Origin of the sequence: Ferrimonas pelagia (assembly GCF_039543565.1) — a bacterium.
Classification (GTDB): Bacteria; Pseudomonadota; Gammaproteobacteria; order Enterobacterales; family Shewanellaceae; genus Ferrimonas; species Ferrimonas pelagia.
The window spans coordinates 30,287-48,420 of sequence record NZ_BAABJZ010000105.1 but is presented as its reverse complement, the minus strand read 5'-3'; the positions used below and the strand labels follow the sequence as shown (position 1 = coordinate 48,420).

The 18,134-nt window shown below is 59.5% G+C and carries 12 protein-coding genes; 11 read left to right on the top strand and 1 reads right to left on the bottom strand.

The genetic code is table 11. The features are described from left to right. Positions 1–172 precede the first annotated feature (172 nt). The 9 genes from ABEA08_RS20360 to tldD all read left to right on the top strand — a co-directional run bounded on the left by ABEA08_RS20360 (position 173) and on the right by tldD (position 14,461). Positions 173–3,625, top strand: a complete 3,453-nt coding sequence (locus ABEA08_RS20360; RefSeq protein WP_345337267.1) for a DUF6701 domain-containing protein — start codon at positions 173–175, stop codon at positions 3,623–3,625. Positions 3,626–3,795: 170 nt separating this feature from the next. Then, positions 3,796–4,839, top strand: a complete 1,044-nt coding sequence (locus ABEA08_RS20355; RefSeq protein WP_345337266.1) for a rod shape-determining protein — start codon at positions 3,796–3,798, stop codon at positions 4,837–4,839. Between the two features lie 13 nt (positions 4,840–4,852). Next, positions 4,853–5,674, top strand: a complete 822-nt coding sequence (gene mreC / locus ABEA08_RS20350) for a rod shape-determining protein MreC (protein ID WP_345337265.1) — start codon at positions 4,853–4,855, stop codon at positions 5,672–5,674. Beyond that, a complete protein-coding gene (gene mreD, locus ABEA08_RS20345) occupies positions 5,671–6,162 on the top strand; it encodes a rod shape-determining protein MreD (protein ID WP_345337264.1) in 492 nt (163 codons plus the stop codon). The genes mreC and mreD overlap by 4 nt, the downstream gene beginning before the upstream one ends. After that, positions 6,162–6,749 (top strand): Maf family protein, encoded by a 588-nt coding sequence (locus tag ABEA08_RS20340; RefSeq protein ID WP_345337263.1) that lies wholly within the window; start codon positions 6,162–6,164, stop codon positions 6,747–6,749. Before mreD ends, ABEA08_RS20340 begins: the two co-directional genes overlap by 1 nt. Then, positions 6,750–8,264 carry a ribonuclease G gene (gene rng / locus ABEA08_RS20335; RefSeq protein WP_345337262.1) on the top strand — a complete coding sequence of 505 codons (1,515 nt, stop codon included), beginning with the start codon at positions 6,750–6,752 and terminating at the stop codon, positions 8,262–8,264. Beyond that, positions 8,261–12,247 carry a YhdP family protein gene (locus ABEA08_RS20330; RefSeq protein WP_345337261.1) on the top strand — a complete coding sequence of 1,329 codons (3,987 nt, stop codon included), beginning with the start codon at positions 8,261–8,263 and terminating at the stop codon, positions 12,245–12,247. Before rng ends, ABEA08_RS20330 begins: the two co-directional genes overlap by 4 nt. After that, positions 12,180–13,016 (top strand): carbon-nitrogen hydrolase family protein, encoded by an 837-nt coding sequence (locus ABEA08_RS20325; protein ID WP_345337260.1) that lies wholly within the window; start codon positions 12,180–12,182, stop codon positions 13,014–13,016. The genes ABEA08_RS20330 and ABEA08_RS20325 overlap by 68 nt, the downstream gene beginning before the upstream one ends. Next, positions 13,013–14,461, top strand: coding sequence for a metalloprotease TldD (tldD, locus tag ABEA08_RS20320; protein WP_345337259.1), 1,449 nt, complete (start codon positions 13,013–13,015; stop codon positions 14,459–14,461). Before ABEA08_RS20325 ends, tldD begins: the two co-directional genes overlap by 4 nt. A 491-nt stretch (positions 14,462–14,952) precedes the next feature. On the opposite strand, the gene ABEA08_RS20315 is transcribed toward tldD, so the two are convergent. Continuing rightward, a complete protein-coding gene (locus ABEA08_RS20315; RefSeq protein ID WP_345337258.1) occupies positions 14,953–15,573 on the bottom strand; it encodes a DUF2799 domain-containing protein in 621 nt (206 codons plus the stop codon). A 230-nt stretch (positions 15,574–15,803) separates the two neighbouring features. Between ABEA08_RS20315 and ABEA08_RS20310 the strand changes: the two genes are divergently transcribed. Beyond that, positions 15,804–17,162 carry a TolC family protein gene (locus ABEA08_RS20310; RefSeq protein WP_345337257.1) on the top strand — a complete coding sequence of 453 codons (1,359 nt, stop codon included), beginning with the start codon at positions 15,804–15,806 and terminating at the stop codon, positions 17,160–17,162. Continuing rightward, positions 17,159–18,133: an HlyD family secretion protein gene (locus tag ABEA08_RS20305; RefSeq protein ID WP_345337256.1), complete on the top strand. Its 975-nt coding sequence runs from the start codon at positions 17,159–17,161 to the stop codon at positions 18,131–18,133. The genes ABEA08_RS20310 and ABEA08_RS20305 overlap by 4 nt, the downstream gene beginning before the upstream one ends. Position 18,134 lies beyond the last annotated feature (1 nt).

Here is an 18,134-nt window from a genome sequence, read left to right as displayed (position 1 = left end):
TAGTGGTATCGGGACTTCCTCACGTTTTTATTCCGAAGATCAGGGCGAGGTGCTGGGTACGGACTCCGGCGCTTTGGGTTATAGCTCGCAAGATCAGATCAGGCTTGGGAATACGTTTCGTTGCGATGGCGTTAGCTGTCAAATTTCCGGTGAATTAGCACAGAACTGGACCTTGCCAACTTTCAGAGTTCCAGCTGTTGATGCGCCGGATCTGCAGCTAGCAACGGGTCAATTAACGTTGAGTGATGCCGATGGTTTTTCTTTTGGCGAGATCACTGTTGGTGATGCCCAAATCGATCTGGTCGGGACAGGAACCTATTACATTGATCGGCTGATTCTGGACTTGAATGGCACCGTCGCCTTGGGCGCCGGGCGATATTGGATTGATGAGATCACGCTTAATCATCAGGCCAGTATCCAGATAAATGGTGATGTTCAGCTATTTGTGAGGCAGATGACACTCGGCTCTACCAGTTTTGTAAATGCAACCGGTGTTGCGGTTGGTGGCGATCCAGAGCAGTTGGATCTTTGGATCTATGAAGATCTTGGCTTGGGCAATGGTTCGACTTTGGCGGGGCATGTTTATGCGCAGCAAAATGTGAATTTGGGCGCGTCGAGTTATGTCTTGGGGGCGCTTTCAGCAGGGGGGGAGATCCGGTTCGGAAATGGCTCAGAGCTGGATGGAAGTGCGCGATGTGGTGTTACTCCTGAGCCACCAAGTGACAGTTACTTTCGAGTGGGGCAGGTCGATCTCAGTTCCGGTCAGACCCGATTGAATTTTACTGGCTATAGTGGCGATGTTGCGCCGATCGTGGTGGTGACACCGAGCTTTAATGGCAGCTTGAGCAGCAATGGGCCGGGCAGCGTTCAGGTCGAGGTGTTCGACGATCATGCATTGCTGACGGTTGCGATCCCGCCGAAGCGCAATAACAACGTTGACGATCCTAATCCGATGATCTCGGTGCCCTACTTGATCGCCAGCCCGGGCCATCATGTGCTTAATGATGTTGAAGGCAACCCTGTGGTGACCTTGCAAGCTGGCACAGTGGTGACCGACCGGTACCAGGGGCGACGGACGTCCGGCGGTAACCCTGGCTATGAGAGCTTTAATTATTTGGCGCCATTTAATACCACCCCAGCGGTATTAACTCAGCGGCTGACGGACAATAACAACAGCTTCTTGACGACCTTCCCGACCGAGGCCGGAGTTTCAGGGGCTAAGATGACCTTGGAGTTCAGCGAACTGACTGTGAGCAATCCGGTGGCGGAAACCGTGGGCTGGATCGCGGTGACTGGCGGTGGTGAAGTGGTGATTAATGATGAGGTCTTGCGGTTTCAGTCTGGCGTCACCCAAAACCACGTCGACAATGGGGCGCGCAGCTTAAGTCAGCAGTGCGAGTACTTTCGCTCTTATGGATTGGATCCCGAGACTGGAGAAGATTTTGAGTTTGAACTGCCGCCAATGCTACTGATGAATAAAACCCTGCGGCGGGGCAATAATGGTGGCTGGGCCCGAAGTTGTGTGGTTGAAACCAACAGATTTTCCGTTGGCATCGACGAGGATCAAGCCAATGATAATGAGCGTAACCACGTCTACGAGACCGTCAGCTTTGTGGTGATTGGTGAACCGGCGGCGACCACCAACTTTTTCCAGATCCAACACGATGGTGAAGGGATAACGTGTCTTGGTGAGCCGGTTACTTTATTGGCCTGTAAAGATCGCAGCTGTAACCGCTTAATGACTGAGCCGGTGACGGTGCAGTTAACACCAAGCTCTGGCTGGGCGGGAGGAGCGGAGGACAGCGTCACCTTTACTGGTAGTGTTACGTTGGATCTGTGGTCTTCTAATACGGTAACGCCCACTCAGGTTTGGATCGACCCGCAAACCAGCGGACTTGTGAGCTGTTTGGTCAATAATATCGAAGTTAGTCAGAGTGCGTGCGCCATCCAATATGCTTCCAGTGGCTTGGTGCTGGAGGGGGGGCTGCCGACTTGCCAGCGTCCGCAAGAAAGCTTATCAGTGCGGGCGGTGCAGTCGGACCCCAGTAATCCGGATCAATGTATTGATCTTGGAGGCAGTACTCGAACGGTGGACTTTGGCTTGAGCGCCATTGCTCCGGCGGATCCTGCTGGTGAACCGATATTTGAATTGGAACGATTGGAGTTGCGTCACGGTCAATCTCAGCAACTTGATGTGCAATTTGATGCCGATGGCATCGCAGAGCTGAACTATGAATACAGCGACGCGGGTCAAATTGAGGTGACGGCATCGACCACTCTGCAGCAGGGAGGCGAGGTGATTGAGCTGTCCGGCAGAACTCACCTGATGGTGGCTCCCGCAGGCTTTCATATTACAGCTTACCGAACCAACAACAATCGTTCCGGGGCGTGTACGGCCGCGGACGCGAGCTGCGATGCGTTTGCCCAAGCGGGTGAGAACATTGATCTCGAGATGCGCGCGGTTTGTTGGGATAGCGACAATGACACCGAGTTTTCCGATAATCCTTTAGCCAACAACTTTGAGCACAGCGGCATTGGGGTCCTGCCGAAGCTACTGCTACCCAGCCCCGGCACCGAAAGCAGCACCGGTTCGACCTCTTTTGCCTTTTCTACTGCCGACAATGGTGTGGTGGAACAAAGATTGAGTGTCAGTGAGGTGGGGATCTTCCAGTGGCAGCTGCCCACCGGCACGGTGTCTTATCTTGGACGGCAGATCGACGGTTATTCGTCCGATCCCATTGGCCGGTTTACCCCCTCCTACCTAAGCGTCGCGGACAATGCGCCATTATTGCAGCCATTTTGTGGAGAGTTTTCCTATTTAGAACAGCCTTTGGGGTTCGCTGCTGGGCTGGATCCCACGCTTACCGTACAGGGCCATGCCCAGGGCAATTGGATCACCAACAACTATATCGGTGATTTCTGGCGGTTGGATAACTCCAGCCTGCCGCGCAGCTACAGCGATGATCAGGGGAGCGTAGCTGAAACCAGCGATGGCGCGGGCCAGGTTATTGCCGATGTGGATGCGCGCTCGCTGCAATTGGCCGATGTGCAGCTGCAGTATTCGCGCCAGCCCACCCCGACATCTCGATTTGAGGCAGATCTGTCACTGATGTTTGCATCTGGCGGGCTAACGGATCGTGATGGTATTTGCGTTAAGTCCACCTGGACCGATCGCAGTTGCTTGGGCTATGAGATCGCCGAGGTGACCGGCACGGCTTTGTTGGATGGTCGGCTCAAGCTCACCAGCGTCTATGGCACTGAGACCCAATCACTCAACGTGCCAGTTGAGGCGCAGTATTTTAATGGCAGCCATTACAGCCGCAATCTGCTGGATAGCTGTACCGTTGTTGCGGCCGAACAATTGTCGCTGGACCCTGTGCTGGCGGCTACCGGGGCGGGATCATTGGTTGGCGGTGTCGGCCAGTTTGCTGTGTCGCCTTTAGGACATAGTGGGGAAGTGGACGCTGAGCAGGCGCTGGAAGCGATGCCCTGGTTACGCTGGTATTGGGGCCGAACCGATTGCGGCGCAACCGATCCTTTATGTGATCCCCAAGCTACGCTCACATTTGGTCGCTTTCGTGGTCATGACAAGGTGATCTATCGACGGGAGATCTTAACGCGCTGATCTGGCGTCGCTATCCGCTTGAGTGGAAGTCGACCAAGGATGAGAGCCAGCGCCAGCTTTGCTCCATTGAGCCGCAAGCCAGTGCAGATGCGGCTTGTCTGGATCAGGGGGCATTGGTAAAGTGGCTGCAATTTCCCCTCTCCCTCAGTTTCAATTTACGGGTCTGGTACATGTTTAAAAAAGTTCGTGGTCTGTTTTCCAACGACCTCTCAATTGATTTGGGTACTGCTAACACCCTGATTTATGTAAAAGAGCAGGGGATCGTGTTGAATGAACCCTCCGTGGTTGCCATCCGCCAGGAGCGTGCTTCTGGCCCTAAGAGTGTGGCAGCGGTCGGTCATGACGCGAAACAGATGCTGGGTCGTACCCCAGGTAATATTACGGCGATCCGCCCGATGAAAGACGGGGTGATCGCGGACTTCTACGTTACCGAAAAGATGCTGCAGCATTTTATTAAGTCGGTGCATAACAACGGCGTCTTCCGTCCGAGCCCGCGCGTGCTGGTGTGTGTGCCTTGCGGTTCTACCCAGGTTGAGCGCCGTGCCATCCGTGAGTCCGCCATGGGTGCGGGTGCGCGTGAGGTGTACCTGATCGACGAGCCAATGGCGGCGGCGATCGGTGCTGGCTTGCCGGTATCGGAAGCGACCGGCTCTATGGTGGTTGATATCGGTGGCGGTACCACTGAGGTAGCGATCATCTCCCTGAACGGTGTGGTGTACTCCTCCTCGGTACGCGTCGGTGGTGACAAGTTTGATGACGCCATCATCAACTACGTGCGCCGTAACTACGGCAGCCTGATCGGTGAAGCTACCGCTGAGCGCATCAAGCACGAGATCGGCTCCGCCTACCCAGGCGATGAGGTGCGTGAGATCGAAGTCCGCGGCCGCAACCTGGCGGAAGGTGTGCCGCGCAGCTTTACCCTGAACTCGAATGAGATCCTGGAAGCGCTGCAAGAGCCGCTGTCCGGTATCGTTTCCGCCGTGATGACCGCGCTGGAGCAGTCCCCACCAGAGCTGGCATCGGATATCTCCGAGCGCGGCATGGTGCTGACCGGCGGTGGTGCGCTGGTGAAGGATCTGGATCGCCTGCTGCAGGAAGAGACCGGGATCCCGGTGGTTGTTGCGGATGATCCACTGACCTGTGTTGCCCGTGGCGGCGGCAAGGCGCTGGAGATGATCGACATGCACGGTGGTGATCTGTTCTCCGACGAGTAAGGGCTGTTAAGGCATGAAGCCTTTCTTTCTTCGAGGTCTCTCCCCCCAGTACCGCCTAGCCATGGCGGTGCTGTTCTCTCTGGGCCTGATCATCTTCAATAATCAGTTGGCGCCGGTGCGAACCGCACTGGCGACACTGGTGAGCCCTATTCAGTATATGGCGGCGTTGCCGTCAATGGCCATCGACAGCATGACCAGCAACTTGGCGACGCGTAGCCAACTGCTGGAGCGCAATCGTCAGCTGCAGCAGAACCAGGTGTTGGTGAGCGAACGCTTGCAGCGGATGGAGCATCTGGAGCAGGAAAATCAGCGTTTGCGCACCCTGCTTGATGCCCCGACCAGCTCCGATTCCCGCCGTATGGTGGCGGAGGTGATGGCGGTGGATCAGGATCCCTTTAAGCATCTGGTGTTGATCGACAAGGGCGCGTTGCACGGGGTCTATCAGGGCCAGCCTGTGCTGGACAACAACGGCATTGTGGGCCAAGTGGTGGAAGTCAGCCAGGCCAATGCGCGGGTGCTGTTGATCTCGGATCTGACCCACGCCATTCCGGTGCGTAATGCGCGCAATGACGTGCGTGCTGTGGTGCACGGCAGCGGCCATACCGGTGAGTTGGAAGTGCCCCATATCGCGATGAATATCGATGTGCAGGTGGGCGATCTGCTCAACAGTTCGGGTCTGGGAGGGCGCTTTCCTGAGGGCTACCCGGTGGCGCGGATCACCGATGTTCAGCGCCAAGAGGGCCAGACTTTTGCCTTGATCAAGGCGGAGCCGATCGCCCATTTGGATCGGATCCGTTATCTGTTGTTGCTGTGGAATGATGAGGAGTCACGATGAGCGTTGAACGTGCCTCCGGGCGGGGCTTTATCTGGTTCAGTCTGTTGCTCGCGACGCTGTTGCAGGTGATGCCTCTGCCGCAGCTGTTACAGGGCTGGCGGCCGGATTGGGTCTTGCTGGTGGCGGCCTATTGGGTGCTGACCATGCCGCACCGATTTAACATCCTGTCGGCTTGCCTGGTCGGGGTGTTGCTGGATATTCTGGTGGGTGGCACCTTGGGGGTGCGCGGCTTGGGCATGTCCATCTGCGCCTACCTGATCGCTTTGCAGTATCAGAAACTGCGCCACTTTTCGGTGATCCAGCAGATGCTGGTGATCGCCTCCTTGTCGGTGCTGTTGCACCTGGTGGTGTATTGGGCGGAATACCTCAATAACCCCGGGGTTCGGATCGATTGGGAATATCTGCAACCGGCATTGGTTTCACCCCTGCTTTGGCCTTGGGTGTTCTGGATGTTGGGGCGGGTACGTCGGAGCTTTAAAATACGATAATGAAGGCACAACTTTGTCTCGCCTCGTCGTCGCCAAGACGGCAGGCGCTGCTGACGCAGCTGGGGTATCAGTTTGAACTGGTCGCCCCGAATATTGATGAAACTATGCGCGCCGGGGAGACCCCGGCGCAGTTCGTTGTAAGGATGGCCAAGGAGAAGGCATTGGCGGGCCAGGCATTGCTGGCTCCGCAGGCGGAGACGGCACCTTTGGTGCTGGGCTCGGACACCATTGTGGTGCAGGATGGCAAGGTGCTGGGCAAGCCGGTTGATAAGGCCGATGGTGAGGCGATGCTGCGCCGTTTGTCCGGTCGAGCCCACCGGGTGTTGACGGCGGTTGCGCTGAGCGATGGTGAGCGGCTCGAGTTTAAGTTGGTGATCACGCAGGTGATCTTCTGCGCGTTAAGCGATGCGCAGATCGCCGCCTACTGGGACACGGGTGAGCCGGCCGATAAGGCGGGCAGTTATGGGATCCAAGGGCTGGGCGGCAATTTTGTCCGTGCCATCGACGGGAGCTATTCCGCCGTGGTCGGTCTGCCCCTGGTCGAGACCCGAGAATTGATAGAACAGATGATTGCGGAGCGGAAGTAGATGCCTCAGGGAAACGGTGGTCGGATCGCACAGACACATGGAGTCAGCGCAGAGCTGCTGATCAATACCTCACCCACAGAAACCCGCGTGGCGTTGGTGGAGCACGGCATGCTGCAGGAGGTGCAGATCGAGCGCAGTACCCGCCGTGGCATCGTCGGTAACATCTACCGCGGTAAGATCACCCGGGTGTTGCCGGGGATGCAGGCGGCGTTTGTCGATATTGGCCAGGAGCGCGCGGCGTTCCTACACGCGTCGGACATCGTGCCGCACACCGAGTGCGTTGACGATGCGGAAGCCAAGCATTTCCGCAGCGAGGACATCGCCTCGCTGGTGCGTCAGGGCCAGGACATCATGGTGCAGGTGGTGAAGGATCCCCTGGGCACCAAAGGCGCCCGTCTGACTACGGACATTACCCTGCCCAGCCGTTATCTGGTGTTTATGCCGGGCTCGGCGCATGTGGGGGTGTCGCAGCGGGTCGAGGATCCGGCGGAGCGAGATCGGCTCAAGAACATCGTCGGCCAGTTTGTCGACAGCGATGGGGGCTACATCATCCGTACGGCCGCGGAAAACGCCAGCGAGGTCGAGCTGGCCCATGACGCTGCGTTTTTGCGCCGAGTGTGGAAGAAGGTGATGGAGCGCCGGCGCCGCTCAGGTAAAACGGTGCAGCGCTTGTATGAAGAGCCTTCGCTGCCGTTGCGGATCGTACGGGATATGGCGGCACGGACCTTGGATAAGGTGCAGACCGACTCACAGATGGTGTTTGAACAGCTGCAGCATTTTGTGTCCGAGTTTATGCCGGATGTGCAGCCCGCGTTGGAGCTGTATCGAGGCAAGGGCCCGATCTTCGATCTGTTCGACGTCGAGAACGAGATCCAGCGGGCGTTGCAGCGCAAGGTGGAGCTCAAATCCGGCGGCTATCTGATCATCGATCAGACCGAAGCGATGACCACCATCGATATCAACACCGGCGCGTTTGTCGGCCACCGTAATCTGGAAGAAACCATCTTTAACACCAACCAGGAGGCGACCCAGGCGATCGCCCGTCAACTGCGGCTGCGTAACCTGGGCGGGATCATCATCATCGATTTCATCGATATGGTGACAGCAGAGCACAAGCAGCGGGTGCTGCATTCGCTGGAGCTGGCGTTAGGCCAGGATCGGGTGAAGACCAGTATCAGCGGCTTGTCGCAGCTGGGCTTGGTTGAGATGACCCGCAAGCGCACCCGTGAAAGCCTGGAGCATGTGCTCTGTGGTGAGTGCCCATCCTGTCGTGGCACCGGCCAACTGAAGACGCCAGAAACCGTTTGCTACGAGCTGTATCGGGAGATCATCCGGGTCGACCGGGCTTACGATGTGGATGAATTCGTGGCGTATGTGGCGCCGGCGGTACAGGCGCTGCTGGAGGGCGATGAGGCCCACAGCTTGGCGGAGCTTGAGGTGTTTACCGGTAAGCGGGTGCGGATCAAGCCTGAGCCGCTGTACGCGCAAGATAAGTTTGATGTGGTGATGATGTGAGTCTGATCCAACTGTGCCAGCGCTTTGGGCGCTGGTGCTGGTATAGCTTGGCCGCGGCCTTGGTGGTGCTGGCGCTGGTGATCAGCCTGGTGCGCAGCCTGCTGCCGCAATTGGATGGGATCCGCACTGAGCTGGTGAGCTGGGCTGAGCAGCAGACCGGCTTGGAGCTTGAGCTGGCGCAGTTGGGCGCCGGTTGGCACGGTGGCGGTCCTCAGCTCTCTTTAGAGGAACTGTACCTCCCGGCGCAGCCCGGACTGCCGCTGGCCTTGAACATCGAGCGGCTCGAGGTGCAACTGGATTTTTGGGCCAGCGTGTTGCAGTTGAGTCCGCAGATCGAGCTGGTACGGATCCAAGGCGTTGAGCTCGATCTGGCATTCAGTGGTGAGCGAGCGCAATCGCAGCGGGATCTGCAGCCGTTGCGTGAGCTGATGCTGCATCAACTGGGCGATCTGCAGATCCGCGATCTGGTCGCGCATGTGGCGGTGCAGGATCGAGCTCTGGAGCCTATCCATCTGGCGGAGCTTAATTGGCGCAATCGGGGCGATCGTCATCTGGGCGAGGGCCTGATCTATCTGGACGAAGCGCAGCGCGATGATGAGCAGCTGACCTTGGCGCTGGAGCTCAATAGCCAGGCCGATGGCCGCTTGCAGGGGCAGATCTACGTCAATGCGGAGCGGTTGGATCTGGGGGATTGGCTCTCTCGTCGTTTTAGCTTGGGGGATCATCCCTATCAAGGGGTGCTGGATCTGGAGGCGTGGGCTAGCATCGACAACGACGCACTGGGCCAGGTGCAGGTGCAGTTGGATAACAGCTACTTCAGCTGGCAGCTGGAGCGAGAGCACAAGATCGCGGTCCATCAAGGTCAGTTTGTGTGGCAGCCCGGCGCGGAGGGGGGCCTGCTCACGGCACATCGGCTGCAGCTGGAAAGTGACGATCAGCATTGGCCTGATACCGAGTTTGCGCTGCGCCATCGTACCGGGACTTGGGATCTGCGCTTGGGTGAGCTGCCACTGTGGGGATTGCAGCCGTTAACGGCACTGATCCCCGGGTTGGAGCCGCAGATGCTGGAGGCGCTCGCAGGCACCGATGCGCAAGGGCAGATCGGTCCATTCCGGTTGCAACAGGATCAAGGCGAATGGCTCGGCAGCGTGCAGCTGCAGGATATCGGCTGGCAACAGAGCGGCCCCTTGCCTGGGGTGTCCCCCCTGTCAGGATCGCTTCATGTGCAACAGGGCTGGTTTCGAGCCCAATTACCGCCTCAGGCCCTGTCATTGGATTGGCCGAGCCAGTTTATTGCGCCGCTCGAGTTGGAGCGCTTCGCGTTGCAGCTTGAGGGCTTCCCGCTGCGCGAGGGCTGGCAAGTCCGGCTGACCGAGCTGGCCCTGGCCAATGGCGATCTGAACGCCCAATTGCAGGCAACGCTGGGGTTGGAGCCGGAGCGGGCGCCGCAGTTGCAGCTGTATGGCAATGTCGCCCTGGACCAGGCCGCGGCGTTGGGGCGTTACCTGCCCCGCGGGGCCATGGGTGCGCCTCTGGCCGACTATCTGGCCGACGCGTTGCAAGCGGGCCGAAGTGACAACGCACAGATCCTCTGGCACGGGGCTTTGGATCAATACCCCTATGCTGCCGGTCAAGGCCGCTTCCTGGCGGGTTTTGACATGCATGAGGTAACGTTTGATTTTCTCGACGAGTGGCCGGCGGTCACCGACGGTCACCTGACCGCGCGCTTTGACAATGCGCGCATGGATATTCGGGTCAATGAGGCCAAGCTGGCCGGGGTGGCATTGGAAGAGGTGCATATCGCCATTCCCCAGCTGGATCGCACCGCCACCCTGGAGATCGACGGCAGCTTACTGGCTGATCCCGACAAGGCGCAGCGGGTGCTGGCCGGGACCTTCCTGGGCCCGACCATCGGGACCACGCTGGAGTTGGTGCAGATCCAGGATGCGGTGCCGCTGTCACTGAATATGCGCTTCTTTCTTGGCGCCGAGGTGACGGAGCAGCCGGATGAGATCCACGGTCGCCTGGCGTTTTGGAATACCCCGGTTTATCTGCAGCCGCTCGATCTCGACTTGGAGCAGGTGCGCGGTGAGCTGCGCTTTTTGAATGATCGCCTCGAGATCAGCGGCTTGCAGGCACGGATCTACAACCAGCCGACCGAGTTGGCCCTGCTGGCTGAGAGTCGTGACGATGGCTATGGCATCGACATCGATCTGAGCAGTCGCTGGCAGATGAGCCGCCTCCCGCCATTACTGAGCACCCCGTTGGATCCTTTTATGATCGGCGGGATCGGCCTGGATGGTCGGGTTTCGCTGCGGATCGACGATGAGGACTTTGATTACACTGCGGAGCTCCGCTCTGATCTGGTCGGGTTGGCCCTCACGCTGCCGACGCCTCTGGCGAAAGAGGTCGAGCAACCGTTGAACGCCGTCCTGGCGCTCAGTGGTGATGCCGAGGGCAGCGAGGTGTTCCTGACCCTTGAAGATCGGTTGCAGTTTGTTGGTGATATGAGCTATGACGGCGGCGCCGGATTTGATCGTTATCATCTGGCGTTGGAGCAGGCCCAGGCCGCTTTGCCGGATCTGTCGACTGCTCTGATCTCTGTGCGCTCCGACCGGATCAACCTAGGGGACTACCAACCCTTGGTGATGGCCTTTGCCGATGCGCCCGCGACAGAGCAGAGCACGCGACGCCCGCTGTTGCCCGCGATCGACAAGATCCAGATCGACAGTGACGCTTTGTCGCTGCTGGGTCAGTCGTTTGGGGCGGGCCGGATCGTCACCAGCCCAAACCGTGATGGCTGGGGGGTGCAGATCGACGCCGAAAACGTGATGGGTCAGGCGTTGATCGGTCAGGGTGAGGATCAGCTTGGGATCCAACTCAATGCCGAGCGCTTGCACCTGCTGCTTGACGATGAGGAGGACGGCGTCGAGGCGGAGCTGGCGAGCTACGCTTTGGCGGAGGATATTGCCGATCTGCCGGCACTGGATGTCTCGGTGGCGAAGCTGCAGGTGAACGATCTCGATCTCGGTGAGGTGCGCTTCCTAGGCTACGGCAACGGCCCCCTGTATCGCATTGAGCAGCTCAACGTGGGTCAGGGCGAGCATCAACTCAAGGCGCAGGGAACTTGGCGGCCTGAGGGCGAGTTCAGTCGTACCCGGCTAGTGGGTGAGTTCAGCAGTCCGGATATTGGCGAGCTGGCCGAGGTGATGCAGATGACGCCGGTGATCGACGATGCCGATCTGGCGTTGGAGTACCGCCTGGAGTGGGCGGGGGCGCCGTGGGAGTTTGCCAAGGCGAACCTGGATGGCGATCTCAGCTATCGCATGGGCAGCGGCAAGCTCAGCGATGTGTCCGATCGGGGCGCGCGGCTGTTGTCGCTGTTCAGTCTGGAATCCTTGGTGCGGCGGTTGTCGCTGGACTTTACCGACGTATTTTCCAGTGGCCTGCATTTCAATCGTTTTAGTGGCACGGTACAGTTTGATGATGGCGTGCTGCACACCGAAGACAGCGTGATGGACGCGACGGCCGGCACCATGCGAGTCAATGGCTGGACCGATTTGAACCAGCGCACCCTGGATTATCAGATCAGCTTCTCGCCGGCGCTGACCTCCAGTGTCCCGGCGGTGGTGTATCTCAGCACTGGCGCTTGGACCGTAGGGCTCGGTGCTTTTGCGGTGTCGAAGATCCTCGAGCCGGTGATCGAGGTGATCACGCAGCTGCGCTACCACTTGAGTGGCACGCTGGAGGATCCTCAATTGGAGGAAATCAGCCGCACCAGTCGGGAGATCCGACTGCCGGAGCAGGCGCAACAGGCCGAGCTGGGCAGTGAGGATGTGGAGGCCCAAGCCGAGGCGATCCAAGAAGCGCTAATCGACGCGCTGGAGGCGCAACAATTCCATGGAGAGGAAACCGATGCAGATCCATCTGCTCCAGCTCAACAGTCAGGGCGAGCCGAGCCACAACCTGAGCCGGATCCGTGAGCGGCTGAGTCCGTTGGCGGCGGCGACCACGCCGCAACTGGTGATCCTGCCGGAAGCCTGCCTGCATATGGCCTCAGGCAATTGGGCCGCGCAGGCGGAGGTTGAGGGCGGCCCGTGGCAAACGGCGCTGGCTCAGCTTGCCGGCGAGCTGGGGCTGTATCTGCTCGCGGGCACCTTACCGGTGCAAGCGGAAGATGGCCGGGCCTATGCGGCGTCACTGCTGTACGGCCCGCAGGGGCAGTTGCTGGGGCGTTACGATAAGATCCACCTGTTTGACGCCCGGGTGGGCGACGGTCAGCGTTACCGAGAAAGCCGCGATACCTGCCCGGGCGAACAGGCGGTGGTGATCGATACCCCGTTCGGACGCTTGGGGCTCGCCGTATGCTACGATGTGCGCTTCCCTGCGCTGTTTCAACGACTCGCAGAGGCTGGGGCGGAGCTGATCGCCCTGCCCAGTGCGTTTACCCAGAAAACCGGGCAGGCCCATTGGCAGGTGTTGGTTCGCGCGCGGGCGATCGAGACCCAGTGTTTTGTGTTGGCTGCTAACCAATGGGGTCAGCATGCCGATGGGCGGCGTACCTGGGGCCAGAGCATGGTGGTTGATCCTTGGGGTCGGCTCCTAGCGCAACAGAACGAAGGGGAAGGCTTGATCAGTGTTAAGCTGGATCCACAATTGATCTCGCAGGCCCGGGCAGCGATCCCGGTCCAGCAACACCAGCGCGCCATCGATGCGGCGTTGCTGATACCAAATAAGACAGAGGGCGCATGAGCTTTGACACTGTAACCGCATCGCTGCTGGAGCCAGCAGCGTTAACCCCAGAAGCGCTAGAGCGTGCGCTGGCCGATCTGCATCAGCACAAGTTGGATTACGCCGACATCTATCTGCAGGCCAGCCGTCATGAAACCTGGGTGCTGGAAGATGGCATCGTCAAAGATGGCAGCTTTAATATCGAGCAGGGTCTCGGCGTGCGCGCCATCGATGGCGAGAAAACCGGTTTTGCCTATGCCGATGAGATCAGCCCGCTGGCATTAAAACAGTCGGCCGAGGCGGCCCGCGGGATCGCCGCCAGCGGCGGTGCCGGTAAGGTGCGGGCCTTGGCCCGCCAGCAAGCCCCTCAGCGCTATGCCGGGGTGGATCCGATCAACGCCATGGCGGCCGAGGCCAAGCTGTCGCTGCTGCGCGAAATGGACGCCTATACTCGCGAGCTGGACCCTCGGGTGACCCAAGTTGTGGTCAGCCTCAGTGGCGTGTATGAGGAGATCATGGTGGCGGCCTCCGACGGTACCTTTGCCGCGGATATCCGTCCCTTGGTGCGACTCAATTGCTCGGTGATCATGACCGAAGGCGAGCGTCGCGAGCGGGGCTCGGCGGGCATGGGCGGGCGTTATGGCTACGACTCTCTGTTAGAGCTGGGCAGCGATGGCAAGCTCAAAGGCTTTGAGCTGTGTCGCGAGGCCGTGCGCCAGGGCCAGGTCAACCTGGAGGCAGAGGATGCGCCGGCCGGTGAGATGCCGGTGGTCTTGGGATCCGGTTGGCCTGGCGTGTTGCTGCACGAAGCGGTGGGCCACGGCCTGGAGGGCGACTTTAACCGTAAGGGCTCCAGCCTGTTCTCCGGTCGCATTGGTGAAAAGGTGGCTTCCGAGCACTGCACCATCGTGGATGACGGCACTATGAGTGGCCGCCGTGGCAGCCTTAACATCGACGATGAAGGCACGCCGGGTCAGTACAATGTGCTGATCGAGAATGGCATTCTCAAAGGTTACATGCAGGACAAGCTCAACGCGCGCTTGATGGGTGTGGCGCCGACCGGTAACGGTCGCCGTGAATCCTATGCGCACCTGCCGATGCCGCGCATGACCAATACCTATATGTTGGCCGGCCAGCATGATCCCGAGGCGATCATCGCGTCGGTCGATAAAGGGATCTACGCCCCTAACTTTGGTGGCGGCCAGGTCGATATCACCTCCGGCAAGTTCGTGTTCTCAGCCTCTGAGGCGTACCTGATCGAAAACGGCAAACTGACTCGACCCGTGAAGGGTGCGACCTTGATCGGCAATGGCCCGGAAGCGATGCAGACCATCTCCATGGTGGGCAACGATCTGGCTCTAGATCAGGGCGTTGGTGTTTGTGGTAAGGATGGTCAGAGCGTGCCGGTGGGCGTCGGCCAGCCGACGCTGAAACTGGATCGACTGACGGTGGGCGGCACCCAGTAAGGGACAGCCATGACAATAAAAGGCCCCGGCACACTCAGTGCGCCGGGGCCTTTTATTGGCTGTGTGTGAGTTAACTGTTAGTCGAAGTTTTCGTTTTATATCTCAGCCTATTGCATCGACCTCACTCGCCAAGTCGCGTTGGCGACGGCAAGCAAAGGGGCGAGCCCCTCTGCACTCCCCCTACCGCTGCGTTTCGCTGTCCCCTCGCTTATGGTGCGCTCCAGCAGACACGCTGAAAGTCGCCCTTTTTCAACGACAAAAGCGGCCAGCCGCTTTCAAAAAGGGCTCCGTTCAGCTCCCGGTCTGCCTCCACACACCAACGCTCGGCGCTGCACTAGGCGGCTTAAATGCGGCGTAGACCTCGAACTTCATCTTACAGCTTCAACAATTACTTAAGACACAGCCCTTTTAATTGGTTCGGGCGTCCGCTTGGTGGTTGGGGTCTGACATGATCTGAGCCTGTGCCATGCCCGGCCGTGTGTTGCGACCGATCAGAAACGGGGGATCACCAGCGCGGCGAGTTCGACCTGCTTGAGTGTCTTGAGGCGCTTGGTCTTACGTTGCTCGCTCTCACGTTGTTGGATCGACGCTTTGTGTTGTTTGATCTCGGTGCGTAATTGGGCGCGGCGCAATTCCGGCAGCAGTGGGCGCTCCAGCTCGGCTTCTTTTTGCGCGATCTCGCGCTCCAGTCGATGAATGTCGCTTTGTTGGCTCTCGATCTGGTCGTTGAAGCGGGCCAGATCGCGCTGCACCTCATAGCGTCGCTTGCCCTGTCGGTATTGCTCGGCAAAGGCGTCATGCAGATCGGCCGGACAAACCTGATGGTAGGTATTGCCTTTCAGGCCTTGTTCATAGCCATTGGCCGGGGTGCAATAACGGCGTACGCCTTCATCAAAGCCCAGTTGATAGGCGGATTGATCTGGGATCACCCCATGCTTACTGCAGGCGTTGTGACGATCGCCGAGTCGCGTCAAAGGCTGGCCATTAACGCCATCTTCTAAGCCGATCAACTGCCAGTTGGCGGTGCGGCATTCCTGTTCGCTCATGGTGGCGCAGCCGCCAAGTAGGCTTAGGGAAAGGCCGAGGACGGCCAGTCTCAGTGTGTGATGCATGGTGGGACGATCCCTAATCGGTTGAATGATGGTCAGTGTAAGGATCGGGCAATGGTTGGCAAGGGCGCTATGGCGCTTTGTGAAGCGCAGTGGGATCTTTTCTCCTCTCTGTAACTTCCTATTTTCTCTGCCACACTTTTTAGTAACGGAAACACCTGTTAGTATATTAGAGTATATACTCTATCGCTGTGCTCCGATCCTTGCGGTCGGACTGAAAATGAGAGAAGCGGATGAAGCAACACGGTTATCGGCGGCGGCTACTGGCCATGCTGCTTTCCATGGGTCTGATCGGGCCGGTGAGCGCGGAGTCGATCAGCCTGGCTCAAGCCTGGCAGCAAGTGGATGATTCCAGTGCATTGCTGGCGGCGGAGCGCCAGGTTGAAGCCCGGGCTTTAGCTGAGCGTCGGGCGGCTGGTGCGCTCGGCGGGCCGAGCCTGTCGCTGGGGGCAACCTACCTCAATATGGAGAAGCCCTTGGGGCTGGATGTGAATGGTTTGGTGCCGGGCTTACCGATCAGCGTCCCCAGCTTGGATCTGACCGAGCGCGAGATCTATCGCACTTCACTGCGCGGCTCGTGGCCGATCTACGCCGGAGGCCGGATCCAGGCGGCGCAGGCAGTGAAAGACGCCGAATTGGATGCCCAGCGTCAGCAGGTGGAGATCCAGCGGCGGGAGCGCTTCAATCTGTTGGTGCAGCGTTACTACGGCGTGTTGCTGGCGCAGCGCAATGCCGAGTTGCGTGAGGCGCAGGTCTCGGCACGTCGCACCCATCAGCGCCATGCGGATCTGCTGGCGGAGCAGGGTCAGATCGCCGAGGTGGAGCGACTCAATGCCCAGGTGGCATTTGATCAAGCCCGGCTGGGGTATGCGTCGGCGCAGCGCCAGGTTCAGTTGGCGCAGCAGGCCCTCGACAGCCTACTGCAGCTCAATGACAGCCAACCGCGGGCTTATCGTGCGACGACGCTGGCGCTGCCGGAGATCGCGCCATTGCGTCGTGACATGCTCAGTGCCCACCCGGCGCTGCGCTTGTTCGATGCCAAGCAACGTCAGGCCAAAGGGGCGATCGCGGCGGAAAAGGGGCGTTACAAGCCGGAGCTGGGGCTGTTTGGCAGCTACACCCTGGCGGAGGACAGCAGCGTGTTGTCTGAGCTCGAGCCGGAGTGGTTTGTCGGCGTGCGCTTTACCATGCCGATCGTGACCAATGATGGCCGTTCCGGTCGTTTGCAGGCGGCGCGCAGCGCCGAGCTGGAGGTGCGCCACCGTCGCGCCCAGACCGAGCAGGATCTGCGCTTATTGCTCGATTCTCAGTATCAGGCGATGGAGCAGGCGGCGTTTGAGTATGAGACCTACGCCTCCAGTATCGCGTTGGCATCGGAAAACCGTCGACTGCGTCAACTGGCGTTCCAGCAGGGACTGGCGACCTCCGTCGAGCTGGTGGACGCGGATCAAAGCCTGCTGGCGGCCCAATTGGGTCAGGCCCAGGCGCAATATCATTATCTAACTGCGTCGGCTCAGGTGATGACCCTGGCCGGACAGATGACGCAATTTATCGAGCGAAGCGGCTCGTTATGGCAGGAGATCGAACAATGAAAACCAGAACCTTGTTGCTGTTACTGGGGATCTTGATCCTGCTTGGCGCCAGTATGTATGCGATGAAAGCCGCCTATGAGCCGGAGCCGGTGTGGCTGCAGGGGCAGATCGAGGCGCGCCAATATCAGATCTCCTCCAAGGCGGCGGGTCGCTTGGTGGAGTTGAAGGTGCGCCGTGGCTCCCAAGTGGAGGCCGGTGATGAACTGTATCGTCTGGACAGTCCGGAGTTGGAAGCCCGTTTTCGTCAGGCTCAGGCCGGGGCCAACGCTGCGGATGCGATGCGCCAAGAGGCGGACAGCGGTGCACGCAAACAGCAGATCCAGGCGGCCTTTGAGGACTGGCAGCGCGCCAAAGCCGCTGCGGCCTTGGCCGAGGCGACCTATCAGCGCGTACAGGTGTTGTTTGATGAAGGCGTGATCCCACGGCAAAAACGCGATGAAGCCGACACCCAGTGGCAGGCGGCCCGACATCAGGCCAGCGCGGCCGAAGCGCTGTATCGCATGACCGAAGAGGGGGCCCGCAGCGAGACCCGGCAGGCTGCTCAAGGCCAGGCCGATGCGGCGCAGGCGCAACTGGCGGAAGTGCAGGCGGTGCTGAACGATATGCAGATCCGCGCGCCGCGTAGAGGCGAGATCAATCAGGTCGCCTTGCATCAGGGCGAGCTGGTGCCACAGGGATTCCCGGTGATGAGCCTGATCGACATGGAGGATGCCTGGGCGCTGTTTCAGGTGCGCGAGGACAGGCTCAGTCAGTTTGTCGAGGGCACGCAGGTTGAGCTGTATCTGCCGGCGCTGCAGGCGTCCTATCCGTTTGAGATCAGCTATCGGGCGGTGCAGGGTGAGTTTGCCACTTGGCGCGCCACCGAGAGCGGTCAAGATTACGATCTGCGGACCTTTGAGGTCGAGCTGCGACCGGTGACGCCGATCGACGGCCTGCGTGCCGGGATGACCGCCTTGTATAAGGCGCCGTAAC